Below are 25,119 nucleotides of genomic sequence, written 5' to 3' on the forward strand. Positions count from 1 at the left end.
GCGCGCAGCGCCACGGGCCATTGCTAGTTGAACGAGCTGCGCAAGCCTTTGATGACCTGTTCGATGGAGGGCCCTTGAATGGCCGGCGGTTGCGGGTTTTCGCCGAATTCGCGCCAGATGAACAGGGTCAGTTCCGCCCCGTCAGTCAGTGACAGGGCGTTTTCCTCATGGGCGAAAGTTTCAAGCAGCCGGTAGCGCTGATCACTCCAGAACAGCTCCTCGACCCAGGGGTACACCGGAATAAAGTGGAAATGGATGGGGTAGCCGGGGGCATGGCCGAACCGGCTGATGTACAGCCACTTGGGTTTGAGCTGCAGCTCCAGGTTTTTCTGCACCCTGGCGAGCAGGCCGCCCAACTCCGTCAGGGCGCTCTCGGGCAGCTCGGCCAGTGAATTGACCCGGGATCGCGAGCCCAGCATCAGGTAGCCGGGCAGGGCGGACGACAGGTGATGATTGAGCACCCAATGGTCGGTTTGCAGAATGATGAACTCGGGGGCTATGCCCACCTGCTGGGCGGAGTTCAAGGCATGGGCTCCTGTTCGGGAAGGTCGCTCTTGTATTCGCCCCATTGCATGTACGCGTAGTACCGGGTCATTGCTTCGAAGTGGCTGGGGGCTTCCACTTCCCACACAAGCCGGGCGTCGGGGTGAAGCAGTTTGCGTGCGGTGTTTCCCTGTGGGCCGCTCAGACAGAAGGTCTGGCAGTCATCCGGTTCCATCCAGAGTTGGTAGTTCATCTCTTGCGCTTCTGAGTGTGGGGGAGGCTATCGTCGTTGTGGCTCGAGCAACCTAGATCGAGCCGACCGAACGCAGGTATTTCCGTGCCTGAGGGCTGGTGATCTTTTCGGGTTCAAGGACATACAGCGAGCTCCAGAGCGGTGGTAAACCCAGTTCCTCCATGTAGGACGTGAAGCTGTTGAAAGGCTCGGTACCAATGACCTCGGCGCTGAGCCAGAGCAACTCGCACTCCTGGCAAAGGTGCAGGATTTCCTGCGTTGCCCGCACTTGAACCTGGGTTACTTCGCCTTGTTCACATTCCGGACACAGCATTTTTTCACCTCCCCAATGGGCGCGCAGTCTATCACTGACCAGGTTGCACGCGGCCAGCAACGAAGGTCTGCCTGCGCTCAGAAACCCGCCATGGAGGACGCTGCTTTCGACCCTGTCCGGAGCGGGCCTTTGCGGCACCCGCATCCCCGGCCCCGGTCGCATAAATTTGAAATGCCTGGCATTGCTCGCCAGAATCGCCCCCCGATCCGGCACAAGGTGCCGGACCTTGGTGGTGAAAAGGGGCAGCAGTTGAATCAGCAGACATTGTCCATGCGCCTGGCGCGCGTGGCGGCGCATGTACCAACCGGCGCACGCCTGGCCGATATCGGCTCGGATCACGGCTATCTGCCGGTGGCCTTGCTGCTGCGCGGCAGCATCAGCGCGGCGGTGGCCGGAGAGGTGGCGTTGACGCCGTTCCACGCGGCCCGGCGCACGGTGCGCGACAACGGCCTGGAGCAGCAGGTCAGCGTGCGCCTAGCCGATGGCCTGGCGGCGATCGAACCGGGCGACGCCATCAGCGCCATCAGCCTGTGCGGCATGGGTGGCGAGACCATCCGCGACCTGCTGCAAGCCGGCAAGGCGCGCCTCAATGGCCAGGAGCGGTTGATCCTGCAGCCCAACGGGGGCGAGCAGCCCCTGCGCCAGTGGCTGATGGACAACGGCTACCGCATCCTGTGCGAAGAGGTGCTGCGGGAAAACCGTTTCGACTACGAAATCATCGTCGCCGAGCGCACAGGGCCGGTGAGCTACAGCCCCCGGGAGCTGTACTTCGGCCCTCTGCAACTGCAGGCCCGCAGCCCGGCGTTCCTGGCCAAATGGCAGCGCCTGCTGCGCCTGAAACAGCGCACCCTGGAAAACTTCAGCCGGGCACAGGCGGTGCCCGAAGAGAAGGTGCAGGACATGGCCCGGCAGGTGCGCTGGATCAGCGAGTTGCTGGGCTGAATCGAAGTTCAAGGCTATTTTTCGGGTGCAAATCGCGTCATGCCGGCTTGCCTGATGCCAAAGGGGCCGTTGCAGTCAGCCCTGCACTGTCCAGAGCATGGTCTGCACCTGGATGTGGGGGTGGCTTTGCAGAGGCTCCCACTCATCAATGAACGCGAACCCCTGGCGCAGATAGAAACTCGCGGCCCTGGCATTGGCGGGGGAGACGTCGAGGAACACCCGCTCATGGCCTTGTTCCCGTGCGCGCGACTTCACCGCTTCCACCAGCCGGGCCGCCACGCCGGAGCCACGGGCCGCGGGTGCGACCCACATGCCGATCAGGTTGTAGCGGTTTGCCTCACTGACTGCGGCGCCGATCATTCCCAGGGGCTGGCCATCCTCGATGGCCAGCCAGAATGCGCTGGTCGCGCCCGAGGCACGTTCCTGCCACTGCTGGTCACTGTACCGGGCGGCACTCTGGTAGCTGACCCCGAACGCGGTCGGGGCGTCCTGCAGCGCGGCGAGACGAACTTGCTTCAACAGCCTCCAGTCCTGGGTTTGCGTCGGTCGAATATCCATGGCGGTCTTCAGGTCGAGTGAGGCAGCAACCTCTCACAAGGCTGGCGCAGGAACAAGCGTGCCTTGCCCGGTGCTGCGCTTGCCGGCGGCCTGCGCTTGCCATTTGCCAGCATCTTGTCGCTGATGAAACGCTGGCTATATGATCGCGCGTCATGCCATTGGCCACTTGCGTGGCCGGCGTTTCCTCATCGGTTCTACAGGGATGTTCCAGGGATGAAAATCAAGAGCAATACAGGTCTGTACAAGGAAGGCCGGCTGGCTGCGCGACTGGCCGGCTGGTTGCTGGCGCCGTGCATGCTGGCGGCTTCGATGCTGGCCCAGGCCGGTGCGCCGATCCCTCCCGGCGCAGTGCTGGCGGTGATGCAGAACGTCGAGGTGCCGGACCAGGATGAAGAGGTGGAGCTGGAAGACGGCGTTTCCGCCACCTTCTGGTACGGCCAGGAGCTGGACTTCGACGGCAAGCACTACTACGCCACCTTTGTCTGGCACACCCGGGACCGCGCCGCCCGCGAGGGCGAGGATTTTGCCGCGCCGGAGGTTCAGGTACGGCTGGCCGATGCCACCTTCGAACTCACCAACCCAGGCCAGAAGCAGGCCTATTCCATCCGCAGCATCGAACGCAAGATCGGCTTCTTCGGCGGCGGCGAGAAGCCCGAGGAAGTGGACACCAAGCGCAAGGCCGTTGAGCACCGTACCGCTGACGGCCGCCTGCTGCTGGCGGTGCCCACGGCCACTTTCGACAATGGGGTGATCACCAGGGGCTACACCATGCTGGTGTTCAATCCGAACAAGAAACCCGAAGACGATGGCTGGGTCTGGTCCTACGTTGGCCAGGTGCGCACCGGCGAGGACAACTCCGCGGCCTGCGACGACGGCGCGGTCATGCCCTGCATCGGCAGCGACGGTGAGCTGAGCTTCGTCGCCGGCCAGGAGCCGCTGCCGCAGGTGCAGGTCAAGGTCAGCGGCACTACCTTCGAGGGCCCGGGAAAGGTCCGTTCGCTGGCGGCCGCAGACAACCTCACCTATGTCTACGACAGCAAGACTGAGCAGTACGTCAGCCGCTAGTTGCGGCAGCGACGGCCAGGTGGCGCAGCCTTGCCAAACCCACGATCCTCCAGGGAGGATCGTGGAGCGCTTTCACCCCGGTCCGGCACAGCCATCATCCAAGGAAACGGCGAATGAGTACGCGTATCGACATGCTGATGAACCCGGGGCCGGAGGTGCGCGCTGCGATCCTCGAGCCCTTGCGGGCCCACAACCGGGCCCAGGCGGGCGATCCCAAGCCCGAGGCCATCGCCCTGGTGGTTCGCGACGAGCACAGCGGTGAGATTCTCGGTGGCCTGCAGGCGGAGATTTTCTATCGCTGGATGTTCATCGAGCTGCTGGCGGTCCCCGAGCAGACACGGGGCCAGGGCACGGGCTCGCAATTGCTGAACATGGCCGAGGAGCTGGCCCGGGAAAAGGGCTGTATCGGCATCTGGCTCGATACCTTCGACTTTCAGGCGCCGCAGTTCTATCAGCGGCATGGCTTCAGCGAATTCGGCCGGCTGGAGGATTTCCCGCCGCAGCACCGGCGTTTCTTCCTGCACAAACGCCTGGTCTGAACCCCCGGGCCCTGGCTGGCGAACCCGCATGCAGCGCGTTCCCGCAGCCTGGGCTGCGGCTACTCAGGCGTGGGCATCGACGCCGATCCGCGCCAGTAGCCAGTCCTGATAGAGCGCGGGGCTGTCGGTGGTCTGGCCGCCGTTTTTGGCAACGACCGTCTTGCCGTCCAGGCGCCCGATTTCCATCAGGTATTGCAGGCCCTTGAGCACATGGGTGGCGTCGTCCTTGCCCAGGGACTGCACATCGGGCAGTTGGACGGAGTTGCTCTTGTCGTCGAATGTCGCCCAGGTGGGGTTGGCTCTGTATTGGGCTATCAGTTTGGCGTCCGAGATTTGCGATTCATGAAAACTGGCGTCGATCTTCGCCTGCATTTGCGGCGTTGCATTCTCTACCTGGATTTTCATGGACTTCAGCGTGCCATTCTCCAGCGCCCTGGTGATTCCCTTGAGGCCCATGGCTACGAGGGATGTCGAGTTTGAGATGCTTCCTGTCATGAGACTGCTCCTGGGTGGGTTCTGGCCAAGCAGAGCAAAACCCGGGCCATGAGCCCTGCACATGATGCAGCGCGGCGTTGGCAGCGGCGCCAGCAGCGATGGCGGGCAGAAGTTGGCCGTAGTGGGCAAGGGATTGCCATTGGATCGCCTGCTTTTGCCAGCCACTACTGCCCCGAGGCGGATATCGACCTGTGTCCGCTGCCCTGGTGGCCGTGAAGAAAAACTCGATCTGCATGGCCAATCGGCGCACAGTGGCCGCCTGTACTGTTGCCACTTCCGATTGCCCGCCCATGACCCAGCCCCGAACCTCCACCGCACTCGCGGCCCTGATTGCCCGGCACACCCCGCACTCCGGCGACTTTCCCAGCGCCGTGCCCAACCTGACCTTGCACCGCCGTTCCACGCCGACCTCGGCCATTCCCTGCATCTACAGCCTGGGCCTGGGGGTGATTGCCCAGGGCGGCAAGCAGGTGCTGCTGCAGGAGGCGGTGATCAATTACCGGGCCGGGCAGGGCATGCTGACCAGCATCGACCAGCCGGTGGTGGCCCGGGTGACCCAGGGCTCGGCGGCCGAACCTTTCCTGGGCATGATGCTGACCCTGGACATGCACCAGATCCTGCAAACCGCCGCGCAGATGCAGCCGCCACCGCCTTCGCGGGCCAGCGATTATCGGACGGTGGTGGTGGATGAACTGGAGCCGGGGCTGGCCAGCGCTCTGGAGCGGCTGGTGGGCTTGCTCGACGAGCCGGCGCTGATTCCCCAGCTGGCGCCATTGATCCAGCAGGAAATCATCGTCCGGCTGTTGGCCGGGCCCTACAGCCTGGCGTTGCAGCAGTTGCTGGCGGTGGGTTCGCCGACCCAGCAGATCTTCAAGACCGTGGCCTGGCTCAAACAGAACTTCACCCAGCCGTTGCGCGTCGATGATCTGGCGCAGCGCGCCCATATGAGCCCGTCCACCTTCCGCCAGCATTTTCGCGCCATCATCGGCGTCAGCCCGTTGCAGTTCCACAAGCAGTTGCGCCTGCAGGAAGCCCGGCAGTTGATGCTCAGCCAGAACATCGATGCAGGGCGCGCCGCGGGGCTGGTGGGCTATGAAAGTGCTTCGCAGTTCAGCCGGGAATACAGCCGGGTGTTCGGCGCGCCGCCGCAGCGGGATATCCGCAGGATGCGCGAGGCCGGGTAAGGGCCAGGTTGCAGTGCAGGGTTCAGCGAAATAGGCAAACAGGCTGTGGCGCGGCTCTGGGCGCCTAACCATTCGATCCGCCACGGATAGGCCTGTTTCTAGCTGTTTGTGTTGCAGCGAAACAGCCTTCGGGGTGAGCCGGCAGAATCCGCAAAACAGGCAAACTTGCCGTCAGAATAGGCAAGGTTTCGCCGCGAGACATTTCTATACTGGTGCCCGACGACGCAGCAGCCCCAAGGCCTGCCGTGTCCCGGGCGCTTTCGGTAACGCCCGACTCCGCACTCCCGCACACGGGAGCGAGCGGTCCGCCTATCGATCCAGACGAGCCTGCCCAGGGCGGCTCAAGGAGTACGGTCATGAGCAACAGCATCGAACACGTCAGCTTCCCCAACTTCGGCTGGGACAACGCCGCGGACATCTATCTGCCGGCGGATTTCGACCCGGGCAAGCGCTACCCGGCGATCGTCAGCACCCATCCCATCGGCAGTTGCAAGGAGCAGACCTCCGGCAACATCTACGCCGCCCGGCTGGCCCGGGCCGGGTTTGTGGTCATCGCCTTCGACGCCAGTTTCCAGGGCGCCAGCGGCGGCCAGCCACGCTTTATCGAAGACCCGGCCACTCGCGTGTCGGACATCCGTTTCGCCATCGACTACCTGGTGACCCTGCCTTATGTCGACCCCGAGCGCATCGGTGCCATCGGTGTCTGTGGTGGCGGTGGCTACACCATCCAGGCGGCAATGACCGACTACCGGATCAAGGCCCTGGCCTCCATTACCGGGGTCAACTTCGGCCGCCTGATCCGCGAAGGTTTCAGCAACTTCGATCCGGTCAGCGCCTTGCACGCCATGGCGAAGCAGCGCACCGCCGAGGCCCGGGGCGAGGCGCGTCATGTGATCGACTACCTGCCAGCATCGGTAGCCGAGGCGCAGCAGAACGGCATCAGCGACATCGACGTACTGGAAGCCACCGAGTACTACAAGACCGCCCGGGGCCAGCAGCCAAACGGCGCCACCAGCGGTCTGTTTTCCTTCAATAGCGCGGCCTTCGGCTGGGATGCCTTCCTGCAGGCCGAGGTGCTGCTGACCCAGCCACTGATGGTGGTGGTCGGCGACAAGCCCGGCGGCTTCGGTGCCTACCGCGACGGCCTGGAAATCCATGGCCGCGCGGCCTCCCGGGACAAGCATCTGGTGGTCGCTGAGGGCGGGTCCCACTACGACCTGTACGACCGCGCCGAAACGGTGGCGCTGGCCATGGCGCAATTGGTGCCGTTCTTCCAGCAGCACCTGTAAGGGGTGAGGCAGCCGCCGCTGTCGCCTGGCCGGCGACGGCGGCTTTGTCGTGCCTGGGCGCCAAACCGCTCCCCCGGCAGGCCGCCGGTGAGCAGCAGGCTGGCGAAGCTCAGGGGGTAGGCATTGATGACTCATTGCAGGGCCGTGATGCCGGCATCCCGGTCCCGGGCGATGGATTCCAGGGCGACATTGACGATCGAGGTGTCGAGGATCACCACCCCATAGCTCCGGCAGGGGGCGATCAGTACCTGGCGTCGCAGGCGGTGCTTGAGGTCCATGGGGGCGTATTTCCTTTGCCGCAGTGCGGTGCGACTATACGAACCTTTTTGCACACAATGCTTCGGGCTGGATCGAAGTGTGCGGCGAAACCTTCGCCGAGCCGGTGCGGGGGGCATGCTCATCATCCTGTCCGATGGCAGCTCGCTGTCCGCCAGCGCCCTGGCCGAAGCGGCGGGGATGTCACCGCAGACCGCCAGTTCGCATCTGGCCAAGCTGCTGGAGAGCTTTTGCAAGCTGGGCTGGGAGCAGTTGCAGCGCCAGCTGGGTGTCCAGCCGCTGGCCTGAAGCCCTTGTGGCCAGCCAGCGAAAGCCCCTTCAAGCCATCACCCCAAGGAATGACGAATGAGCCGCCTGCCCCTGCAACATATCGACCTGAGCCAGGTGACGAGCACCGCTGAACTGCACCTGGTGCTGCGCGATGCCCTGGGTTTTCCCCATTGGTACGGCTGTAACTGGGATGCCTTCTGGGACGCCATTACCGGGCTGGTGGAAATGCCCGAACAGTTGCATATCAGCGGCTTGCCAGCATTGTCCCGGCGCCTGCCCCGGGACGCGCAACTGCTGCTGCAATGCCTGGAGCGGATGAAGGTCCAATACCCGACGCTGGCTGCGGACCTGCTGTTGGAGCCAGCCAAGCCTTAGTCCTGCCTATCGCCGGACGCGCAATTGAGCCACGACGCTGCCAGGCAAGGGTTTATTCTTTCCCGAGGCAGTGAACAGCCACCCATGGAGACGCCTGTGAGCATCAAAGACCATCCCGAGGATTACCAGGACCTCAAGCGCGCCGTTGCCTTGCTGGAGTCGCCTTCACTGACGGCGCGCCTGTCCGGGCTGCTGGGTTCGCCCATCGAAAGTGCGGTCAAGGCGCTGCCGGCGGTGGTGGCGAAAAAGATCAACGGCGCGGTGGTGGCGGCCCTGCACAGCTCCGCCGATGCGGCGCTGTGGAGCCTGGACAACGCGCCAAAAAAACCGGCATCGACCTTGCTGCACAAGATGTATGCGGCCACTTCCGGCGCTGTGGGCGGGGCCTTCGGTTTTGCCGCGCTGTTTGTCGAGTTGCCCATTTCCACCACCATCATGATGCGCTCGGTGGCCGATGTGGCCCGCAGCGAAGGCTTCGATCTGGCGGATTTTGCCACCAAGCAGGCCTGCATCGAAGTGTTCGCCATGGGCGGCAACAGCCAGGCCGACGACGCCACGGAAACCGGCTACTACATCACCCGCAGCTTCACCACCCAGGCCATGCAGCAACTGTCCAAGGAGCTGGCGGCCATTGCCGCCAAGCGCGGTGCCGGGGCGGTGGGCAGCTTGTCACCGGGGCAGGTGGGCAAGTGGCTGGCACTGCTGATCGAGAAAGTCGCCAGCCGTTACGGCGTGACCATCTCCAGCAAGTTCGCGGCCCAGGCGGTGCCGATGATCGGCGCCTTTACCGGCGCCACCATCAATGCGCTGTTCACCGACTTCTACCAGGACATGGCCCGTGGGCACTTCACCGTCAAGCGCCTGGAGCACAAGTACGGCTTTGAGCAGATCAAGGACGAGTATGCGCAGATCCTGCGCAAGCAGCTGGCAGGCTAGGGCGGTATCCCCATGAGCGACTTTCCCGTTATCCGCACCCCGCGCCTGATCCTCAGGGAACTGTGCCCGGCCGATGTCCCGGCACTGTTCACGATCCACAGCGACGCGGATGCCATGCAGTGGTTCGGCACCGACCCCATCACCGACTACCCGCAGGCCGAGCAACTGCTGGCGCTGTTTGCCAGCTGGCGCAGCCTGCCCAACCCGGGGACGCGCTGGGCCATCGAACGCCACAACCAACCGGGCCTGCTGGGCACCTGCGGCCTGTTCAAATGGAACCGGCAGTGGCGCAGCTGCGCCGTCGGTTTCGAGCTGGGGCGTGCGGCGCAAGGGCAGGGGCTGATGACCGAGGCGCTGGAGGCCGTGGTTGGCTGGGGCTTCGAGCATATGGCGCTCAACCGTATCGAGGCCCAGGTGCATCCGCGAAACCTGGCGTCCCTCAGATTGCTGGAGCGGGCGGGCTTTGTCCGCGAAGGGCTTTCACGGCAGGCGGGATACTGGCTGGGGACTCATCATGATCTGGTGCAGTACGGGTTGTTGAGGGCCGACTGGCTCAGTCTGGCGCCGCTCGCCGCAGGTTCTGCGTAGCCCATAGCGCGAATATCAAGCGGGCGCTGGCAGCTCAGCTGTTGCCCGGCGTCGGCGCATCGCTGTCCTCGACGGGCTCCAGGTCGTGGTAGGAGGGGAAGACCTTCCTGTTACTGATCTTCAAGCCTGTCGGTTGCTCGAGCCCGTGGGTTTTACTGGAGTCCCAGGTGCGCCGTTCGCCGCAGTAGGTATGCACCACCTCCGAGTTTTCCCAGAACAGGCGCTCCAGCAGGGCTTCGTACTCGGCCAGCCACGAATCATCGAAGATGTAACTGCCTTTGGGGTAGGTGGCGAAGTGCACCATATGCCCGAAGTAGCAGTGCCCCCGGCTGTTTGGCAGCACGCTGAAAAGCGCCCGGGTGATCTGCGCCCCCGTCACTGGCAGGCTTTGCAGCACCGCACGATTGTGCGCTTCGGCAGCCGGCGAAGGGTCAAAGCAATGGATGTATCCATACAGGTTGCCGCTCATGGGGTCAGTTGCCTGCGTTATGGGTTGATTGGCGGCATCCGTTGTTGCGGGCCAGTCGATCGATCGCTTGCACGCCGGCGCGCATCTTTTCCACGGCGCTGGCATTGGCCGAGTGGATGTGAATACGCGGCGGATGAAAACCATTGAGGGCCACGGCCTCTTCGATCCACAGGATCACGTCGTAACCGGTGCCGCGCTGATCATCTCCGAGGTCGTGGTCGAGGCTGATGTCCTCGACGCCACCGGCTTTCAGCAGCGCGATCACTTCGTCCGGCCAGTAGGCGCGAACCCAGCCTTGCGGGGTTTGGCGTTCGTCGTCGAGGTAGATTTTCATGGGCATGTTTACTCTTTCAGATGCAGTTCAAGCATCGGCGTCGTTCGCGATGACATGCAGCACAAGGCTTAGCGAGTCGTCGGTGAGCAGCGGTGGGTGATCCTGTTGCTGCTTGTCGATGAAAAAAAGCGCACCCGGCGCTGTTTCAGCGGGCATGGAGAGGCAAGGGTAGAGTCGGTTTTTACTGGCCTCGGCATACTGGATATGAACCTCGCAGTGCTCAACCCAGATCCTGCTCGATTGACCGGAGCAACTCAGGAACAAGGTGCTGAAGCCTGATTGCTCCTGCTCCAGCGGCATTGATTGAGAGTCGCCGTGCCGGCCTTTGCGAATGGCTCGTGCCATGGCATTGAATGCTTTGGGTGTGCCAAAGAAATGCAGTTCCTGCCCGTTCAGTCTTGCCAGCACGTCAAGTTTCCTTTCGTATCGCATCGGTCAACGCTGGGTCATTGCAACCTGCGCCGGAGCGCTGACAGGACCGCGTCAGCGTGGCAGAGTGGCCTGTCCAGAGGAATGGCGCCGGCTGTTTCAGGTGCCAAGGTGATCGTGCTGGGCACGCCCTGGTCGCAGAGCTGCTGTTGAGCTTGCAACAGGACTCGGCGGCTGCCTGTCAGCCAATGCTTGTTCTGCTCTGACAGCAGTGCAGCGACTTGCGGTGGGTGCAGGCCAGTTTTTGCCGCAGATTGCCCATCGCGGTTTTGTCGTGGCGATTGAATGCAGGAGTCAGCACGTAAAAGTTGCCCGCCGCAGCGTCCTGATCGTACTTGTCTTGCAGATAGTCATTCACGCTGGTGGCACTACCGATGGCGTCGACCACTCCAGTCTGCACGTTAACCAGATGGGCGTTTGTGCCGATATAGCAACTCGACTCCAGGCCATGCTGCACATAGTCCGCGCTGTTGCAGCGGATCATCCAGTAAGCTCCCTGGGGGCAAAGCTCGCAGGACTGAATGACAAAACGCTCAGGCTTTCCATCGTTGATAATGCCGTCATGCATGGCGAGCACCAGCGCACAGGCTTGTTGGGCTGAGAACATCGGTGGATGGTCTTTTACGGTGGATGTCTGGATGAATTTTCGCCCAGTTGTATACCCCGATATTGAGCAATAAGCCATTGCCGGGCTCAAGGTTGCATTGTTTCTCCGGCACTGGATTAGTCCGCCGCACTTGTGTAGAAACGCTCCATTCTTCAACCCGGCACCCGTTGCCACCCCAGGTAGAACCCCATGCGGCCCAACGCCGAACTGCGATTGTTTGCACTGCCCCTGTGTGCTGGCCTGGTCTACGCCGTGATCAAGGGCCTGATCAAGGGCTGGAATGGCACGCAGCTGTTTTCCGGGTTTCTGTTTGGCAGTGTGATTGCCATGGTCCTGGGCATTCCCCTGTTGCTGTGGGCCGAACGGCGCTGGCCGCAGGCCAAGCTGCGCTACCTGTGGATCAGCCTGATCCTGAGCCTGGTGGCCACGGTGCTAGTGCGTGCTTCATGGATGCAACTGTTGCTGCTGCCGCTGGCCGGCGGACTGGTCCTGGGTGGCCTGTACAGCCTGGTGATCCGTTGTATCGACAAGCTGCCAGTGCCGCTTCATGGACGATCTCGGCAGGGGTGGGGGCAGCTCCTGGCGGTTCCTCTGTCAGGTGCTTTGACCCTGGGCAGCATCGCTACAGCGCTTTATCCCAAGGGCGAGGAAAGCCTGCCGATGTTTTTCTTCGGCGGGTTGATCGGCGCGTGGCTGAGCGTGCTGGTCTGTTGGCCGATGCTGTGGCTGGTGGAGCGGGTACTGGTCACCCCTTGGCGCTACGTGATCGGTGGCGTCCTCAGCGGCCTGCTGGTCTGGCTGCTGTCCGGGGCACAGGGCTTGAAGGTCAATCCTCAGGGCTGGTCTGCGGGGCTGGGTTTCTGGGTGTCGCTGCTGACCCATGGTTTCTTTCCGTTCCTGCTAATCGGACTGTTGAGCGGGATGCTGGTGACGGCCTGCAACCGCCTGCTCCAGAGCAAGAAGGCGGGCCCCGGTTGAACTCGATGACCTGGAGAGATGCTTCGATGAAACAAGGGTGATAGCATTGCGCCACTTTTGCACTGCAGATCAAGGGATTTCTCGTGCGTCGATTGCTCAGTCGCTTATCAACCGTGTTTGCCGGCCCCTCGGATGAGTACTGGGATCAGAAAGCCACGGAGTTGACCTATTTGGGCAAGCTGCATCGTGGCGAGCTGGAGCTTGAGCAGAGCCGCCCGGGCCAGAGCCTTCAAGAGCGTGCCATCGCCGCTGTGGGGCCGGTGAACTTTACCGAGCTGCTGGCTGAGCTGGAGGTCGATACCCGCTATAGCACCCTCACGGCGGCGCAGATCAGCGGCGCGGTGGGCATCGGTATTGCGGGGGTGGTCTCGGCGTACATGACCAACCTGCACGCCGACAAGCTGGAGGAGCTGTTCCTCAAGTTGCATGAGTATTTCAAGCCGGAAGGCAACACCAGCCCCCTCGATTATCGGTCCGGCGCCAAGCATCGCTACATTTTCGGGCATGACCTCAATGTGTTCCAGAAGCTGCCTGACGACTACACCTTCGGTGGCGAGTCCGTAGGCGGCAAGACCCTCTATTCTCTGGTCGTCGATTACATCGAGGCGGGGTACCCGGCGGCGGGCCCGGTGCTCAAGCACCTCAAGGCGATTGCCCATATCCTGACCCATTGCCTCAGCGACCTTCCCACCAAGGATGGTCTTCCCCTGCCGTTCAGTTCCCTGTTCACCCAGTGGGTGAAGGATGAAAGCAAAGCGTCTGGCTACAGCGCCTCGAACCCGCTGATGGATGCCTTGGGCAGGGAGTTCGGTACGATCAATGCGGCGGATATCAGCTCCTATGCCACCATCAAGCTGCTATTGAGCGGACGGCACGCCATCGCGTTCTACAAGTCCGAGGTGTCCCAGGAGGACAAGGACCTGCACCTGGCGCTGATGAGCACCATTGCCTATGGCACGGGGTTGATGATCCAGATGTTGCTGCTGGTCGCCGGGGCAGGGGGGCGCACCGGCAAGATGAACTACCTGATTGCCGGGCCTTTTCTCTGGAATGCCGGCAAGTCGACCTTGATTACCCATCGTCAGCACCAGCGGGTGGTGATGGACTACGAGCGCTCCATCAGCCTGCTTGACGATAAAACCACTACCTTCGATGACTGGGTCAGAGTTCAATGCCAATGATCGATCATGCCGAAAATGCCGATACCGAATACCACTTCGAGTCCTCGGACGAGTACTGTTCTCCCGATCTCGTAGAGCAGGTTGCCAAGACGCTTAAGCAGAACATGAGCCTGACTGCTGCCGACCTGGCTCAGTTGGCGACCATCGTGCACCTGGAGCGCCTTCGTTACGATTTTGCCCACAGCGGGCAAAGTCTTGCCGAGCATGGCAAGGAGATTCAGCGGCTGCGCGCCGCGCTGATTGAGCATCACCGTCGCGAGCCATTCGACAACGGCAAGCTGGAAAAAGCCTTCTACAAGGCATTGAACAAGGCTTACGGCTATGTCGGATAAAGTCGTCCGGGGCCTGTTCATAGCTGCGGGCGCCATCGTCGTCAGTTGTACGTCGGGGCTGATGGGCAAGCTCGCCTCCGACTATCGAGAGCGCAAGCGCAGAAGCCGGCTCGATGAAACCTTGAACAAGATGGAAGCCAAGATGGCAACGGACAAACAGAACCGGGGAACTCCTTGATGGCGATTGTGGTAGTAGGGCTGTTTCTTCTGATCCTGGCCATTGTGGTGTTCAGCACGGTCTTTTCATTGTTTGAAAAATCCCGCATCGCCAAACACGAGCAGATGAAAAAGGCCAAGGCCAAGACCTTCAGGAAAAAATAGGCAACGTTTTGAGATTCCCTCCCATTCTCCATGTCTGCTTCGAAGATGACGCGCTTTGCCTGGGCTGGGCCGACGGCCTGGTCCTGCGCCAACCCCTGAGCCGTTACAGCCAGCTGCAAACCGCCACGCCCGAGCAGCGCGCGGATTTTCAGATCCAGCCTCATGGGATCTCGGTGTCCTGGCCGCACCTGGGCGAGCCGGTGGTCAGTGTCAACGCCATCGACTGGATCTGGGAGTACCTGTGCGATGCGTCCATGGCTCGCCTGAAGGCCCTGGACTGGCAACTGCAGCAACTGCCGGCGGACGACCAGGCCATCGTCGCGCTGTGGCGGCTGGAGGCGGACGGCTACAACGGCGGCTTCCTGCAGTTCTTCTGCAACTGGGGGCAGCAGACCTGCGAGCTGGCGCTCAGCACCCTGGCCGCGATCGGCGCGCGCAACACTCGGGCCCTGGTCAGCCGCCAGCGCCAGCTGATCGCGCACCTGGAAGGCCACCCGCAACTGGAGCAACTGTGGGACATTCCCGGGCTGCTGAGCGACGAGGAACATGAGCTGATCAGTGGCAAACTGGACGAGCAACTGTGGTCGGCGATGGAGGAGGTCCCGGCCTTGGCGGTGAAGCATTTTTACGTTGGCTGAGGGGCCTGGCGCCGTGTTCTAATGCCGCGCCTCGTCTCGGCAAATGGACTTCACCCCATGTCTGAACCCCGCATCCGCGCGCTCGCGCTGTGCATCTTCCATCACCAGGGCAAGATCCTGGTCAATCAGTTCTTTGATGCCGACAAGCAACAGATGCTGTTCCGCCCCCTGGGTGGCGGCATCGACTTTGGCGAGCACAGTGCCCAGGCAATCGTTCGGGAAATACAGGAAGAGCTGGGGCTGTCGATCAACAGCCTGCGCCTGATCGGCACCCTGGAAAGCCTGTTCACCTATGCCGGCAAGCCCGGCCATGAGTTCGTCCAGGTATACGACGCCCGCTTCGACGACCCGAGTGTCTACCAGCGTGCCCAGCTCGATGCCCGGGAAAGCGATGGCGCGCCCTTCGTGGCCCGCTGGCAGGGCAGCGCCAGCTTCACCGAGCAGACGCCGCTGGTTCCCGCGGGCTTGGCGGACCTGCTCAAGCAGGCGGGCCTGCTTGGCTGACGGGCACTGATGCTGCTGGGTGCCCTGCCGGGCGGGGTGGCCCGGCAGGGCCGCCGGCTCAGAAGTCCCAGCGGGTGCTGAGCATGAAGTTGCGGGGTTCGCCGTAGGCCGCCGAGTTATAGAAACCGACGTTGGTGTAGTAGGACTTGTCGAAGATGTTGTTGACGTTGAGGGTCGCCGACAGGTTCTGGGTGATCTGGTAGCGGGTCATCAGGTCCACCAGCCAGTAGGCCTCCTGGGAAATGTCTTCGTTGATCTTGCGCGGTGCGTTGTAGACCGAATACCAGCCCTCGCTCTGCCAGCGCAGGCCGCCACCGACGGTCAGCTTGTCTAGGTCGCCCTTGAGCTTGTAGCTGGTGTAGAGGTTGACCTGGTCCTGCGGCTCGAAGGTGGAGATCTTGTCGCCCTCGTCATCACGCACGATCTTGTGGGTGTAGCCGGCCTGCACTTGCCAGCCCGGGCTCAGTTCGCCGGAAATCTCCAGTTCGTACCCCTTGGTCACGGCCTTGGCGCCCTTGAACGCGTAGTTGTCGGGGGTGGGCGACTGGTTGTTGTAGGCATCGTCCGGCACCGAGCGGTTGGTCTCGTGCACTTCGAAGTAGGCCAGGCTGCTGTTGAGGCGGCCTTCGAAGAACTCGCCCTTGAGCCCCAGCTCGTAGTTCTGGCCTTCGTCCGGGTTGAGCAGTTTGCTGTCCTTATCCTTGTTCCAGCTTTCCTGGGGCATGAAGATATCGGTGTAGCTGGCGTAGATCGAGAAGTGGTCATCGAGGTCGTAGACCGCGCCGACGTAGGGCACGAAGCGTCCGCTTTCCTTGTAGGACGGGGTCAGGCCGGTGAGGTGATAGTTGACCACGCGCCCGCCCAGAAACAGGTTCAGGTCGTCCATCAGGTTGAGGCGGGTGGTCATGTAGGTGCCGGTCTGGCGCACGGTGTCGTCGGTGCGCTGGGCCGGCAGCCCCCAGATGGGCCGCTCGATCTTGCCGTGCCAGTTGTAGAAGTCCACCACGTTACCCTTGCCCCCGGGGAAGTCCGGGGACCAGTAGCCCTTGCCGGTCCAGCGCGAGTTGGCGATGGAACCGCCCAGCACCAGTTCATGCTCGCGGCCGAACAGATTGAAGGGGCCGCTCAGGTACAGGTCGGCGGAATCGCTGGTGGTGTCGCCGGTGTACTTCTGTGCGTTGACCTTGGCCGTGCCATCGGTCTGCGGCTCGTCGAACTGGATCGAGCCGAGTTCGGCGTGGTAGCTGTTGATCTTGTGGTCCAGTTGCAGCTTGGTGACCCAGCCATCCCCCAGGTCGTGTTCGAGCATGGCAAAAGCGGTGCGGGTGTATTGCTCCCAGCCGCTCCAGGTCGCGCCGTTGTTGTAGGAGCGCGACATGCTGTTGTGCCCGCCGGTGGCGTTGATCAGCGGGAAGGTGCCGGACCAGCTGGAGCCCTTGGGGATGTTGTCCTGGTAGTCGCCGCCCACGGTCAGCAGGGTGTCGGGGGACAGGTCGAATTCGAGGATGCCGTAGTAGGTCGAGGTCTTGCGCGAATAGTGGTCGAGGAACGACTGCTTGTCCTGGTAGGCCGCCACTGCGCGGCCGCGAACATTGCCGGTTTCGGTCAGCGGCCCGCTGACGTCCAGTTCGCTGCGGTAGTTGTCCCAGGAGCCCATGCCCAGGGAGGCGTGGCCCTGGAACTGGGCGGTGGGCTTCTTGCGCACCAGGTTGATGGTGGCGCCCAGGGAGCCGGCGCCGGTCAGCAGGCCGGTGGCACCCTTGAGCACTTCCACCCGGTCGTAGATGGCCATGTCGCTGAGGGTGTTGCCAGCCGAATAGGCGACGTTGCGCACGGTGGAGGGGATACCGTCGTACTGGAAGTTGTTGATCGAGAAACCGCGGGCGTAGTAGTTGGTGCGGTCGGTATCGTAGGCCGAGACGGTGATGCCCGGCGTGTGGCGCATCACGTCGTCGACGTTGTTGAGGCCGAAATCTTCCATGTGCTGCCGGGTGACCACGGTGATCGACTGCGGTGTCTGCCGCGGGGTCAGCACCATGCGGGTCGCCGTGGCGATGGTGCCTGGGGTGTAGGAGCCGCTGCCTTCGGTGACAGTGCCCAACTGGTTGCTGACGATCTGCGTAGTGTCCAGCTCCACGGCCTGGCCGGTCCGGGGCAGGCGGGTCAGCAGCACCGCGTTGGCACCGTTGCGTTCAAAACCCAGGCCGGTGCCTGCCAGCAGCTTGCCCAGTGCCTGTTCCGCGCTCATGCGCCCGCTGACCCCCGCCGACTCGATCCCCTGGGCCAGTGCCGCGGAGTAGGCGATCTGCAAACCGCTCAGGGTACTCAGTTGGTCCAGGGCATTGGCCAGGGACTGGCGGGCGATGGCAAAACTGTAGGTGGCGGTTGCCTGCTTGCCGGCAGCGGTGGTGGGCTCGACCGCCATCACGGGGTTGCAGGCCAGGCAGATGGCCAGCGCGAGGATGCTGCGGGCCGGGGTGAGTGTTGGAAGGTGCATGGAAGTCCCGTACGAAATAGGAATGATTTGCATGAGCAAACACCCTGACGGGTTGGCCTCGGCAAAGCCGTAAAACTTTTTTCAGCCCCCTCCCGGCAGTGTTTCAGCGCAGTATCAGGATGCCGCCCGGCAGGCGGGTGAGCTCGGTGGCGGTGACTTTGCCCAGGGCCTGGACAATGGCCTGCGGGTCATCGAGCTGGTAGTTGCCGCTGACTTTCTGCTGCGCCGCGTCGGCGTTGAACAGCAGGATCGGTGCGCGATGGTAACGACGCAGTTCTTGCAGAACCTGGGCCAGGGGCACGTCCTGGAAGGACAGGCGGCCGTTGATCCAGGCCAGTTGCCGTTCGCTGCCCTCGGGGTTCAGGGGCAGCAACTGGTGGCCCTGCAACTGTTGCCAGTTGCCGGCTTGCAGCAGGCTCTGCTGGCCGTTTTCGTCGGCCAGGCGTACCCGGCCTTCGCGCACGGCCACGGTCACCCCGTTGGCCTGGCGGCTGACGCTGAAGCGGGTGCCGACCACGGTCACCGTGGCGCCGCCGGCCTCGATGGTCAGCGGCCGGGACGGGTCGTGGAAGGCCTCGACATAGAGCTCGCCGCGCAGCAGCTGGATGCGCCGCCGGGCGTTACTGAAGTCGCTGCTGATGGCGCTGTCGCTGCCCAGCACGATGTGCGAACCATCGGCCAGGTCGAAGCGCTGGAGTTCGCCGACCGCGCTCAGCTGATCGGCCTGCAGGCGCAGCGGCAGGTCGCCGAACCAGCCGGCACCGAGCATCACCAGCACCGTGGCCGCGGCGGCCAGCCAGCGAGTGCGGTGGCGTTTTCTGCGCAGCGTGGCGGGGGCCGGGGCGGCCGGCAGGTCCAGGCCCAGCGCCAGCTGTTCCAGGGCCTGTTCGAAGGCGCTGGCCTGCCACAGGTCTTCCAGGGCGCGGTAGGCCTCGGCGTGCTGCGCATGGCTGTTGCGCCACTGTTCAAAGCGCTGGCGCAGCGGCAGGTTGTGGGTCATGGCCTCTCGCTGGGTGAACCAGTAGCTCGCCTGCTCGCGAATGGCGTCGCCGGGAAGGGCGCTGAGGTGTTCAGTCATCGGGGTTCTGCCGGTCGGTGGCTTTGATGCAGGCATTGAGTGCATGGCGCAGGTCCTTTTCCACCGTGCTCAGGGAAACCTGCAAGCGCTGGGCAATCTGGCTTTGCGAAAGATCGTGCAGTTTATGCAAAACCAGGATTTGTTGCTGGCGCTTGGGCAGGGTGGCCAGTACCTGTTGCAGCAAGTGCAACTGCTGCTGGCCCTGGACATGGCTTTCCGGCCCGGGGGCAGCGGTGGGCACTTCGCTGAGCTGGCTGGCGTCGGTGGGCTGGTACTCGAAGCGGCGTTTGCTGCGTTGGCTGCGCAGGTGATCGAAGGCCAGGTACTGGGCGGTCTGATAGAGGAACGGCTGCAAGTGCTCGATGGGGCGGGCGTTGAGCGCCTTGGCCACCCGCAGGTAGGTCTCCTGGGCCAGGTCCTCGGCCAGGTTGGCGCACCCCACCACCCGCGCAAGCATGCGGATCAGCCCCCCGCGCTGTGCAATGAACAGCGCGCTGAGTTGTTGCTGGTCGTCTCCGGTTTCCATCGCCCACTGCTCCCACTACCTGATACGGCTCAGCGTGAATGGCTGGGCATTCTAATGAGAATTCTTATCATTACCAGCGAATTTCCACGGGAGCCTTGTCCTGGGCCTTGTGCAGGGCTTGCGGCACCAGGGAATGATTCGCGCGGCCCATGGTCGATTCAACATGGCCCCCGGTGACCCGTTCGCTCCCCCTCGACGCGCCATCGTGCCGGCCATGCTGCAACCGGTTGCGCCGCTCTGCCGCCAGGTACGTTCAGGGGCGGCGCTGGCAGGGGGTAAAGGTTTTTCGGGAAGGATCGATCATGCGCTGGATTGTCAGGACCCTGTGTTTTGCCTTGTTGTTGCCCGCAGCCCAGCTCTGGGCCGCCGACCCGCAGCCGGCGGTGCAGGCCGCTGCCCAGGACAAGGCCCAGGCGCTGGAGCAGAAAGCCGCGGACAAGGAAAGCCCGAAGGTCGAGCCCCAGGCCGCACCCATTACCAAGAACGAAGTGCAGGCCGTGGACCCGGCCGGCCAGGCCCCGGTGGACGACGCCATCACGTGCCTGTCGCGGACCATCTACTGGGAAGCCAAGGGCGGTGAAAGCGCCGATATGGAGGCCGTGGCCAATGTGGTTCTGAACCGCCTGGGCCATGAGGGTTTTCCCGGGACGGTGTGCGAAGTGGTCAAGCAGGGTTCGGAAAAAAGCCCCTGCCAGTTCTCCTGGTGGTGCGATGGTCGGCCCGACCAGGTGGAAGAAGAGGGCCGCTATACCATCGCCAAGGAAATTGCCCGCAAGGCGCTGAACCAGCAGCTCAAGGACCGTACCGGCGGCGCGCTGTTCTTTCACGACCGCAGTGTTTCGCCGGACTGGTCCCGGGCCTATATCAAGACCACCGAGATCGGCAGCTTCAGCTTCTACAAACCCAAGGACGTCGCGGCGCGCTAGTGGCGTGGGTTTGAGTCGTGGGTACGGGCCTGGTCGTCCTGGCGTAGCCAGCGTTTGCCGAGGGCGGTCAGCCGATGGCGGATGGGCTGGCTGAACATTTTTTGCGAGACCTGGTGCAGCAGGCTTTCGCACAGCTCGCGATCCAGCGGGAAGCCGGCTTCCAGCCATGCCACAGCACAGTGCTCCCAGTGTTCGGAGCCGGACCCCAGGGCGCTCAGCAGTAACTGGCGCAGGCACAGCGGTTCACCCGGCGGGGGCTCTATCCTGAGCCCGGCGAGGGCGCCATGCAGGTCGGCCGCGACCGACTCGTAGGGCCGTTCAAGCAACGGCAGGAGCCAAACGTAGCTGAAGTGCCGGGTCATGACAGGGACATTCCTCTGGGCGCGGCGTGGCTTATTGCACTTGGTCGAACTGATCGGTGATTGCATACCAGTCGGCCTTCATGGCCACGCAGTAATGCTGTTGCTTGGGGGCTGCGAACGGCGTGTCCAGGGTGGCAATGGCGATGGAAATCCACTGGCGATATTCGCCCTGGGTGTCCTGCCAGAACAACGACGAGCCGCAGTGGCAACAGAACTGGCGCAGCACGCCAGGGGAGGACTCGTACACCTTCAGCGTCGATCGCTGGTCGCGGATGTCCAGATTCGCACGCAGCGTACTGGCGTAGGAAGCAAAGGCCGCGCCGTGGCCCTTCTGGCATTTGTGGCAATGGCAGTGGGTGACGGCTTTCAGCGCGCCGCACACTTGGTAAGTCACTGCGCCGCACAGGCAACTGCCTTGATGCTGGATTTGCATGCTCAGGGTTTCCAAAGTTTCAGGGCCAGCATTGCCGCGAGTGGGTGAACCCTTTATAAAACGCCGGCTGCTGATCGCAGCAGCTGCCCAGGAACCCGACCCGCAAGGAGCGACATAGTGAGTCAATCGCCTCAGCCTCTCAACACCTGCATGGGGCGCGTGCGCCTGCCGGGGCTCGCCGGCCTGCTGCTGGCGCTGGCCGGCTGCGGCGCCCTGACCGATGTGCGGTCCTTTTCCACGCCCTATTCCACGCCGCCGGGTGGCGAAACCGTGCGCCTGCGGGTGATCAGCGACGGCATGGTGCGCGGTGTGCCCAGGTCCGACTGCGTGGATTTCCGCCTGCCCGGTGCCGGGGTCGTGGTGGCTGCCCGGGACGGCTACGCCAACCGTAACGGTGAAAGCCTGGGCATGGCGGCGCCGCAGACTCCCGCAGTGCCCGGTACCCGGACCGAAGTGCTGGTGCCGGCCGGGCAGCCCATGGCGTTCCACTACCTGGGCAACCAGTGCTACAACCTGTTCAGCTTCGTGCCCAAGGCAGGCGTGGACTACCAGCTGGAAGCCTCGGGGATGTACAAGTGCGCGGTGATGCTCAAGCAGGCGCCGCTTGGCTCGAAGGAATATGCTGCGGCCCCGTTGAAAGACAGCAAGCTGTGCCGGGTGACGGACAACCTGTAACGCCCCGGACCTGAACCCGGGCAGAGGAGAGAGGCACCATGCAGGCCTTGGAAAACCGCATTCCACCCCCTTTTGTTGCGGTCCTGTTCGCGGTGTTGATGGGGCTGCTTGCGCGCGGGTTGCCGGGCCTGGATCCGGGCTTGGGCACACGCCTGTTGCTGGCGCTGCCGCTGGTGATGGCCGGGCTGCTGTTTGTCCTGGCCGGAGGGCTTGCCTTTCGCCGGGCCAAGACCACGGTCAACCCGCTGAAACCCGCCAGCGCCTCGGCCCTGGTGACCTCGGGGATCTACCAGTACACACGCAACCCGATGTATGTCGGCTTTGCCCTGTGGCTGCTGGCCTGGGGGCTGTACCTGGCCTCGCCCCTGGTGCTGCTCGGCGTGCTGGGGTTCGTCTTGTACATGAACCGCTTTCAGATCTACCCCGAAGAGCGGGCGCTCGGGCAGTTGTTCGGGGCTGATTTTGCGGCGTATCGCCAGCGTGTGCGGCGCTGGCTTTAGGCGGTACGGCTGTTCAAGCCGCCACTTGCGCCTGCAGTTGCAACTGGCCATCCACTTCGCGGGTCAGGCCGCTGGCGACGAACAGCGGTACCAGCAATTTGTGCAGTTGGGGGTCGACGAATTCCTTGACCGTTGCCAGGTCCAGATCGCCGCTCGCCGGCAGCTCGGCCTTGGTGAAGGACAGCCAGGCTTTCTTCAGGGCCTGCAGCACATCGCTGCCGGCGGTGGAGGCGAAGCGCCGGTTGGCCACCCGGCCGGCGAAGTTGAAGGTGTGCTGGTAGTCGTAGCCGCTCTCGTCACCCTGGCTGGCGACACAGCGACCACAGGAGCAGGGGCCATCGGCGAAGGCCGCGCGCAGGTAGCTGTTGAAATCGACGATGGGCTTGAGGGCCAGGCGCTTGTCGACTTCGAACAGGTCCCCGGTCATTTTTGCTTCACTGCTCAAGGTCATTTTCCTCACTGTCAGGCGGTATATTTCTCAAGGGGCGCACCATACCAGCCGGATCGGCCCAGGGGTACTTTTCTGGCGTTGTCCGCGGCTTGAGAGAGGGGGGACATCTGCTAGGATCCATCGGCTTTTATGGCGGGGCGACGGGCAGCACCCGGCCCCTGTGTCTTGATCTCATCGAGGAACATCCATGTCGATCTACGCAATCACCGTTCCCTGTTTTGCCCAGATGCTGCGCGCCCTGGAGGGCTTTCTCGCCAAGGGCGAAGAGCAGGCCCGGGAGCGGGGGTTCGAACCCCAGGTGCTGTTGCAGTCGCGGCTGGCACCGGACATGTATGACCTGGCGGCCCAGGTGCGTTTTGCCTGCACCCAGGCCCGGGAAGCGGTACAGCGCCTGAGCGGGCAGCCTGTGACTGCATTGCAGGCGCCGGCCGGTTTGGCCGAGGCCAGGGCACTGATCGAAGACACCCTGGCGTTCCTGGCGGCGGCGGACCGCGAGCTGATCGACAGCAGTGGCCAGAGGGCCATCGCCATCGAGCTGCACAACGGTATTGCCTTCGACATGAACGGCGAGGAGTTCGCGCGCAACTGGGCGACGCCGCAGTTCTATTTCCACCTGGTCACGGCCTACAACATCCTGCGGCACAACGGTGTGCCCCTGGGGAAGGCCGATTATGCCCAGCACATGTTCGCCTACCTGCGCCAACCGCAAGAAGCCTAGCCGCGCCAGCCGCAGACTCCCCGGCCAGCGTCAGGTCAACGGCCGATGGCCGCATCACCCGGCGCTCCAGGCCCTACAGCGCCGGCCGCGGCAACTGCACCCATTCCTGCACTGCCGGCCGTTGCCACTGGCGCCGGGCATAGTCCACCAGGTTCGCCGGTACCGGGTCACCGTTGAGGATCAGCCGGTTGAGCATCAGCGCCAGGTCGACATCGGCGATCGACCACTGGCCGCACAGGAAGTCGCGGCCATCCGCCAATAGCTCCTGCGCGGCCTCCACCAGGGTGTTAGCCGCCGCTTGGGCCTGGGGCGACAGCGGTTCGCCCTTGCAGCCGTAGAACACCACCAGGGTCGTGCGCTCCTGGCGGATCGGCAGCAGGTCGCTGCGCAGCCAGGCCTGGACCTGGCGGGCCTTGGCACGCTGGCGCAGGTCCTGGGGATAGACCGGGTTGTGCGGGAACAGCTGTTCCAGGTATTCAGCGATGGCCGAGGATTCGGACAGGGCAAAATCCTCCAGCACCAGGGTCGGCACGCGCTGGGTCAGGGACAGGCGGGTGTAGGCCGGCTCGCGGTTCTGCGCGGCGTCCAGGTCCAGGGGCAGCAGGTCGAAGTCGATACCCTTTTCCCGCAGCACCACGAACACGGACAGGGCATAGGGGCTGGTGAACTGGGCATCGACGTACAGGCGCGGGCGGGAAGCGGTCACGGCGGTCTCTCCAAGGGGGGAGCGCCCACGCTAGGAGATCTTGGTCGATAAATAAAATGCAGGTTTTTTATCCGTGCATTCCTCATAGGAATACTGGCGTTTCGGCCTCCGTGCGCGATGCAGCCTTGGCGATGCGGTTCTGGAGTCGCGGGCGGGCGTCGGAGGCGGACCGGGGCGTGCAGCGTTGGCTGTGCAGTCGCCAGCGTCGGTTATCGAGCCGGTCCACGGGGTGCGGAAAAACCCGGCTTCAGCGTGTTGCAGTTGATCGACTGGCGTCAGCGGCGGGTGCGCCTGTGCCGCGCGAGTGGCCAGCATTGGCAGGCACATTGCCTTGATCGAGAAGGCAAAGTACTGGCCCCGGGCAGTCTGAAGTGTCGCCAAAATCACTTTATTTTCAGGTGGTTAGGTGACCGCAAAATGCGCCATGTGTTGATTACGCTGACTTCGTTTGCCCTGTTGGGCGGGGCTTCTGCGGCCCAGGCCCGGGAGCTGGCGGCCAATGACCGATATATCTGCAGTTGGGGGGCGGGCACTGCCGCCAGGGCCCAGGAATTGAAGTTGTCCGGGGTGTCGCTGTATGCGGCGCGGCAGAAGATCCAGACCTACAAGTTCAGCAAGGGCTGGATGCGCATGATGGCCCTGGGCATTACCGAGCAGACCTACGACAGTCCCTCGCGGATCAAGCCCGAGGCACTACGCAAAAGCTTTAACGAGGATTGCCTGAGGTATAAGTTGGCTCGCCGCTGAGGGGGGCGCAGATCTGCACCGGGTCGCAGGCCTGTAGCTGGCCCGGGCCGCCCCGGGCAGGAGCCTGAAGGGCGCGCGGCCTCCTGCGGCTGTGTCTGATCTGCCTGTTTGATCATGAATGGAACTTGTGATCATCGCGAT

At 63.4% G+C, this 25,119-nt stretch carries 38 protein-coding genes; 21 read left to right on the forward strand and 17 right to left on the reverse strand.

Translation table 11 applies throughout. From position 1 onward, the window contains the following. Window positions 1–23: 23 nt before the first annotated feature. From AC1RGE_RS01865 to AC1RGE_RS01875, 3 genes are read right to left on the reverse strand one after another with little or no spacing between them, the layout of a single operon-like run. Entirely contained in the window at window positions 24–506 is a 483-nt protein-coding gene (locus tag AC1RGE_RS01865; protein WP_077935005.1) for an HIT family protein, read from the reverse strand. Window positions 507–520: 14 nt separating this feature from the next. Further along, window positions 521–736 carry a hypothetical protein gene (locus tag AC1RGE_RS01870; protein ID WP_019095014.1) on the reverse strand — a complete coding sequence of 72 codons (216 nt, stop codon included), beginning with the start codon at window positions 734–736 and terminating at the stop codon, window positions 521–523. A 52-nt stretch (window positions 737–788) separates the two neighbouring features. Then, window positions 789–1,346, reverse strand: coding sequence for a hypothetical protein (locus AC1RGE_RS01875; RefSeq protein ID WP_253278774.1), 558 nt, complete (start codon window positions 1,344–1,346; stop codon window positions 789–791). Between AC1RGE_RS01875 and AC1RGE_RS01880 the strand changes: the two genes are divergently transcribed. Then, entirely contained in the window at window positions 1,299–1,991 is a 693-nt protein-coding gene (locus tag AC1RGE_RS01880; RefSeq protein WP_026022876.1) for a tRNA (adenine(22)-N(1))-methyltransferase, read from the forward strand. The genes AC1RGE_RS01875 and AC1RGE_RS01880 overlap by 48 nt on opposite strands. A gap of 75 nt (window positions 1,992–2,066) precedes the next feature. On the opposite strand, the gene AC1RGE_RS01885 is transcribed toward AC1RGE_RS01880, so the two are convergent. After that, window positions 2,067–2,549 carry a GNAT family N-acetyltransferase gene (locus tag AC1RGE_RS01885; RefSeq protein ID WP_492583138.1) on the reverse strand — a complete coding sequence of 161 codons (483 nt, stop codon included), beginning with the start codon at window positions 2,547–2,549 and terminating at the stop codon, window positions 2,067–2,069. A 213-nt stretch (window positions 2,550–2,762) separates the two neighbouring features. On the opposite strand from AC1RGE_RS01885, the gene AC1RGE_RS01890 reads away from it, so the two are divergent. Together AC1RGE_RS01890 and AC1RGE_RS01895 are read left to right on the forward strand one after the other, a co-directional pair. Beyond that, entirely contained in the window at window positions 2,763–3,614 is an 852-nt protein-coding gene (locus AC1RGE_RS01890) for a hypothetical protein (RefSeq protein WP_492583140.1), read from the forward strand. Between the two features lie 113 nt (window positions 3,615–3,727). Beyond that, complete coding sequence (locus AC1RGE_RS01895) at window positions 3,728–4,153, forward strand: GNAT family N-acetyltransferase (RefSeq protein WP_011060675.1); 426 nt, start codon at window positions 3,728–3,730, stop codon at window positions 4,151–4,153. Between the two features lie 63 nt (window positions 4,154–4,216). Here AC1RGE_RS01895 and AC1RGE_RS01900 read toward each other — a convergent pair whose 3' ends face one another. Beyond that, window positions 4,217–4,648 carry a hypothetical protein gene (locus AC1RGE_RS01900; RefSeq protein ID WP_015635144.1) on the reverse strand — a complete coding sequence of 144 codons (432 nt, stop codon included), beginning with the start codon at window positions 4,646–4,648 and terminating at the stop codon, window positions 4,217–4,219. Between the two features lie 233 nt (window positions 4,649–4,881). Here AC1RGE_RS01900 and AC1RGE_RS01905 point away from each other — a divergent pair, with 233 nt between their 5' ends. Then, on the forward strand, window positions 4,882–5,832 hold the full coding sequence (locus tag AC1RGE_RS01905; protein ID WP_015635145.1) for an AraC family transcriptional regulator: 951 nt from the start codon (window positions 4,882–4,884) through the stop codon (window positions 5,830–5,832). Window positions 5,833–6,188: 356 nt separating this feature from the next. Further along, entirely contained in the window at window positions 6,189–7,121 is a 933-nt protein-coding gene (locus AC1RGE_RS01910; RefSeq protein ID WP_401333765.1) for an alpha/beta hydrolase, read from the forward strand. Window positions 7,122–7,252: 131 nt separating this feature from the next. Here the strand turns inward: AC1RGE_RS01910 and AC1RGE_RS01915 are convergent, their stop codons facing one another. Further along, entirely contained in the window at window positions 7,253–7,399 is a 147-nt protein-coding gene (locus AC1RGE_RS01915; RefSeq protein WP_145992905.1) for an MFS transporter, read from the reverse strand. A 115-nt stretch (window positions 7,400–7,514) separates the two neighbouring features. Here AC1RGE_RS01915 and AC1RGE_RS01920 point away from each other — a divergent pair, with 115 nt between their 5' ends. The 4 genes from AC1RGE_RS01920 to AC1RGE_RS01935 all read left to right on the forward strand — a co-directional run bounded on the left by AC1RGE_RS01920 (window position 7,515) and on the right by AC1RGE_RS01935 (window position 9,566). Continuing rightward, complete coding sequence (locus AC1RGE_RS01920) at window positions 7,515–7,685, forward strand: winged helix-turn-helix transcriptional regulator (RefSeq protein ID WP_162865003.1); 171 nt, start codon at window positions 7,515–7,517, stop codon at window positions 7,683–7,685. Between the two features lie 57 nt (window positions 7,686–7,742). After that, entirely contained in the window at window positions 7,743–8,042 is a 300-nt protein-coding gene (locus AC1RGE_RS01925) for a barstar family protein (protein ID WP_015635147.1), read from the forward strand. An 84-nt stretch (window positions 8,043–8,126) separates the two neighbouring features. Beyond that, entirely contained in the window at window positions 8,127–8,978 is an 852-nt protein-coding gene (locus tag AC1RGE_RS01930; protein ID WP_492583142.1) for an EcsC family protein, read from the forward strand. A gap of 12 nt (window positions 8,979–8,990) precedes the next feature. Continuing rightward, on the forward strand, window positions 8,991–9,566 hold the full coding sequence (locus AC1RGE_RS01935; protein ID WP_011060683.1) for a GNAT family N-acetyltransferase: 576 nt from the start codon (window positions 8,991–8,993) through the stop codon (window positions 9,564–9,566). A 34-nt stretch (window positions 9,567–9,600) separates the two neighbouring features. Here the strand turns inward: AC1RGE_RS01935 and AC1RGE_RS01940 are convergent, their stop codons facing one another. The 4 genes from AC1RGE_RS01940 to AC1RGE_RS01955 form a co-directional block, all read right to left on the reverse strand. Then, window positions 9,601–10,035 carry a hypothetical protein gene (locus AC1RGE_RS01940; RefSeq protein WP_011060684.1) on the reverse strand — a complete coding sequence of 145 codons (435 nt, stop codon included), beginning with the start codon at window positions 10,033–10,035 and terminating at the stop codon, window positions 9,601–9,603. 4 nt (window positions 10,036–10,039) lie between these two features. Beyond that, on the reverse strand, window positions 10,040–10,369 hold the full coding sequence (locus AC1RGE_RS01945; RefSeq protein ID WP_011060685.1) for a cyclic-phosphate processing receiver domain-containing protein: 330 nt from the start codon (window positions 10,367–10,369) through the stop codon (window positions 10,040–10,042). 27 nt (window positions 10,370–10,396) lie between these two features. Continuing rightward, window positions 10,397–10,777: a hypothetical protein gene (locus AC1RGE_RS01950; RefSeq protein WP_492583144.1), complete on the reverse strand. Its 381-nt coding sequence runs from the start codon at window positions 10,775–10,777 to the stop codon at window positions 10,397–10,399. Between the two features lie 202 nt (window positions 10,778–10,979). Further along, complete coding sequence (locus AC1RGE_RS01955) at window positions 10,980–11,405, reverse strand: hypothetical protein (RefSeq protein ID WP_492583146.1); 426 nt, start codon at window positions 11,403–11,405, stop codon at window positions 10,980–10,982. 189 nt (window positions 11,406–11,594) lie between these two features. Between AC1RGE_RS01955 and AC1RGE_RS01960 the strand changes: the two genes are divergently transcribed. The 7 genes from AC1RGE_RS01960 to AC1RGE_RS01990 all read left to right on the forward strand — a co-directional run bounded on the left by AC1RGE_RS01960 (window position 11,595) and on the right by AC1RGE_RS01990 (window position 15,359). Further along, window positions 11,595–12,383, forward strand: a complete 789-nt coding sequence (locus AC1RGE_RS01960; protein ID WP_492583148.1) for a hypothetical protein — start codon at window positions 11,595–11,597, stop codon at window positions 12,381–12,383. A gap of 170 nt (window positions 12,384–12,553) precedes the next feature. Next, window positions 12,554–13,564: a hypothetical protein gene (locus tag AC1RGE_RS01965; RefSeq protein ID WP_492583150.1), complete on the forward strand. Its 1,011-nt coding sequence runs from the start codon at window positions 12,554–12,556 to the stop codon at window positions 13,562–13,564. Further along, window positions 13,561–13,896, forward strand: coding sequence for a hypothetical protein (locus AC1RGE_RS01970; RefSeq protein ID WP_492583152.1), 336 nt, complete (start codon window positions 13,561–13,563; stop codon window positions 13,894–13,896). Before AC1RGE_RS01965 ends, AC1RGE_RS01970 begins: the two co-directional genes overlap by 4 nt. Further along, complete coding sequence (locus tag AC1RGE_RS01975) at window positions 13,886–14,074, forward strand: hypothetical protein (RefSeq protein WP_492583154.1); 189 nt, start codon at window positions 13,886–13,888, stop codon at window positions 14,072–14,074. The genes AC1RGE_RS01970 and AC1RGE_RS01975 overlap by 11 nt, the downstream gene beginning before the upstream one ends. Then, the gene (locus tag AC1RGE_RS01980; protein WP_492583156.1) at window positions 14,074–14,217 is read left to right on the forward strand and encodes a hypothetical protein; all 144 of its coding nucleotides are present in this window, start codon (window positions 14,074–14,076) and stop codon (window positions 14,215–14,217) included. The genes AC1RGE_RS01975 and AC1RGE_RS01980 overlap by 1 nt, the downstream gene beginning before the upstream one ends. Before the next feature lie 8 nt (window positions 14,218–14,225). Beyond that, complete coding sequence (locus tag AC1RGE_RS01985) at window positions 14,226–14,855, forward strand: DMP19 family protein (protein ID WP_492583158.1); 630 nt, start codon at window positions 14,226–14,228, stop codon at window positions 14,853–14,855. 57 nt (window positions 14,856–14,912) lie between these two features. Next, window positions 14,913–15,359, forward strand: coding sequence for an NUDIX hydrolase (locus tag AC1RGE_RS01990; RefSeq protein ID WP_169893659.1), 447 nt, complete (start codon window positions 14,913–14,915; stop codon window positions 15,357–15,359). 58 nt (window positions 15,360–15,417) lie between these two features. Here the strand turns inward: AC1RGE_RS01990 and AC1RGE_RS01995 are convergent, their stop codons facing one another. From AC1RGE_RS01995 to AC1RGE_RS02005, 3 genes are all read right to left on the reverse strand, one after another. After that, window positions 15,418–17,889 (reverse strand): TonB-dependent siderophore receptor, encoded by a 2,472-nt coding sequence (locus AC1RGE_RS01995; protein ID WP_492583160.1) that lies wholly within the window; start codon window positions 17,887–17,889, stop codon window positions 15,418–15,420. 70 nt (window positions 17,890–17,959) lie between these two features. Then, window positions 17,960–18,934: a FecR family protein gene (locus tag AC1RGE_RS02000; RefSeq protein ID WP_492583162.1), complete on the reverse strand. Its 975-nt coding sequence runs from the start codon at window positions 18,932–18,934 to the stop codon at window positions 17,960–17,962. Further along, entirely contained in the window at window positions 18,927–19,460 is a 534-nt protein-coding gene (locus tag AC1RGE_RS02005) for an RNA polymerase sigma factor (protein WP_011060692.1), read from the reverse strand. Before AC1RGE_RS02005 ends, AC1RGE_RS02000 begins: the two co-directional genes overlap by 8 nt. A 302-nt stretch (window positions 19,461–19,762) precedes the next feature. Here AC1RGE_RS02005 and AC1RGE_RS02010 point away from each other — a divergent pair, with 302 nt between their 5' ends. After that, entirely contained in the window at window positions 19,763–20,386 is a 624-nt protein-coding gene (locus AC1RGE_RS02010; RefSeq protein WP_011060694.1) for a cell wall hydrolase, read from the forward strand. On the opposite strand, the gene AC1RGE_RS02015 is transcribed toward AC1RGE_RS02010, so the two are convergent. After that, entirely contained in the window at window positions 20,383–20,748 is a 366-nt protein-coding gene (locus tag AC1RGE_RS02015) for a hypothetical protein (RefSeq protein WP_492583164.1), read from the reverse strand. The genes AC1RGE_RS02010 and AC1RGE_RS02015 overlap by 4 nt on opposite strands. A gap of 31 nt (window positions 20,749–20,779) precedes the next feature. Next, the gene (locus tag AC1RGE_RS02020; protein WP_492583166.1) at window positions 20,780–21,181 is read right to left on the reverse strand and encodes a GFA family protein; all 402 of its coding nucleotides are present in this window, start codon (window positions 21,179–21,181) and stop codon (window positions 20,780–20,782) included. A gap of 117 nt (window positions 21,182–21,298) precedes the next feature. Between AC1RGE_RS02020 and AC1RGE_RS02025 the strand changes: the two genes are divergently transcribed. Next, entirely contained in the window at window positions 21,299–21,856 is a 558-nt protein-coding gene (locus AC1RGE_RS02025) for a hypothetical protein (protein ID WP_492583168.1), read from the forward strand. A 38-nt stretch (window positions 21,857–21,894) separates the two neighbouring features. Next, on the forward strand, window positions 21,895–22,356 hold the full coding sequence (locus AC1RGE_RS02030) for a methyltransferase family protein (RefSeq protein ID WP_492583170.1): 462 nt from the start codon (window positions 21,895–21,897) through the stop codon (window positions 22,354–22,356). A gap of 13 nt (window positions 22,357–22,369) precedes the next feature. Here AC1RGE_RS02030 and AC1RGE_RS02035 read toward each other — a convergent pair whose 3' ends face one another. Next, a complete protein-coding gene (locus tag AC1RGE_RS02035) occupies window positions 22,370–22,807 on the reverse strand; it encodes a hypothetical protein (protein ID WP_019094994.1) in 438 nt (145 codons plus the stop codon). 187 nt (window positions 22,808–22,994) lie between these two features. Between AC1RGE_RS02035 and AC1RGE_RS02040 the strand changes: the two genes are divergently transcribed. Next, on the forward strand, window positions 22,995–23,525 hold the full coding sequence (locus tag AC1RGE_RS02040) for a DUF1993 domain-containing protein (RefSeq protein ID WP_492583172.1): 531 nt from the start codon (window positions 22,995–22,997) through the stop codon (window positions 23,523–23,525). Window positions 23,526–23,598: 73 nt separating this feature from the next. Here the strand turns inward: AC1RGE_RS02040 and yfcF are convergent, their stop codons facing one another. Continuing rightward, a complete protein-coding gene (gene yfcF / locus AC1RGE_RS02045) occupies window positions 23,599–24,231 on the reverse strand; it encodes a glutathione transferase (protein ID WP_065363717.1) in 633 nt (210 codons plus the stop codon). A 417-nt stretch (window positions 24,232–24,648) separates the two neighbouring features. Here yfcF and AC1RGE_RS02050 point away from each other — a divergent pair, with 417 nt between their 5' ends. Next, on the forward strand, window positions 24,649–24,978 hold the full coding sequence (locus AC1RGE_RS02050) for a hypothetical protein (protein ID WP_019094991.1): 330 nt from the start codon (window positions 24,649–24,651) through the stop codon (window positions 24,976–24,978). Window positions 24,979–25,119: the final 141 nt, after the last annotated feature.

The organism is Pseudomonas sp. GW823-FHT02C05 (assembly GCF_058797595.1).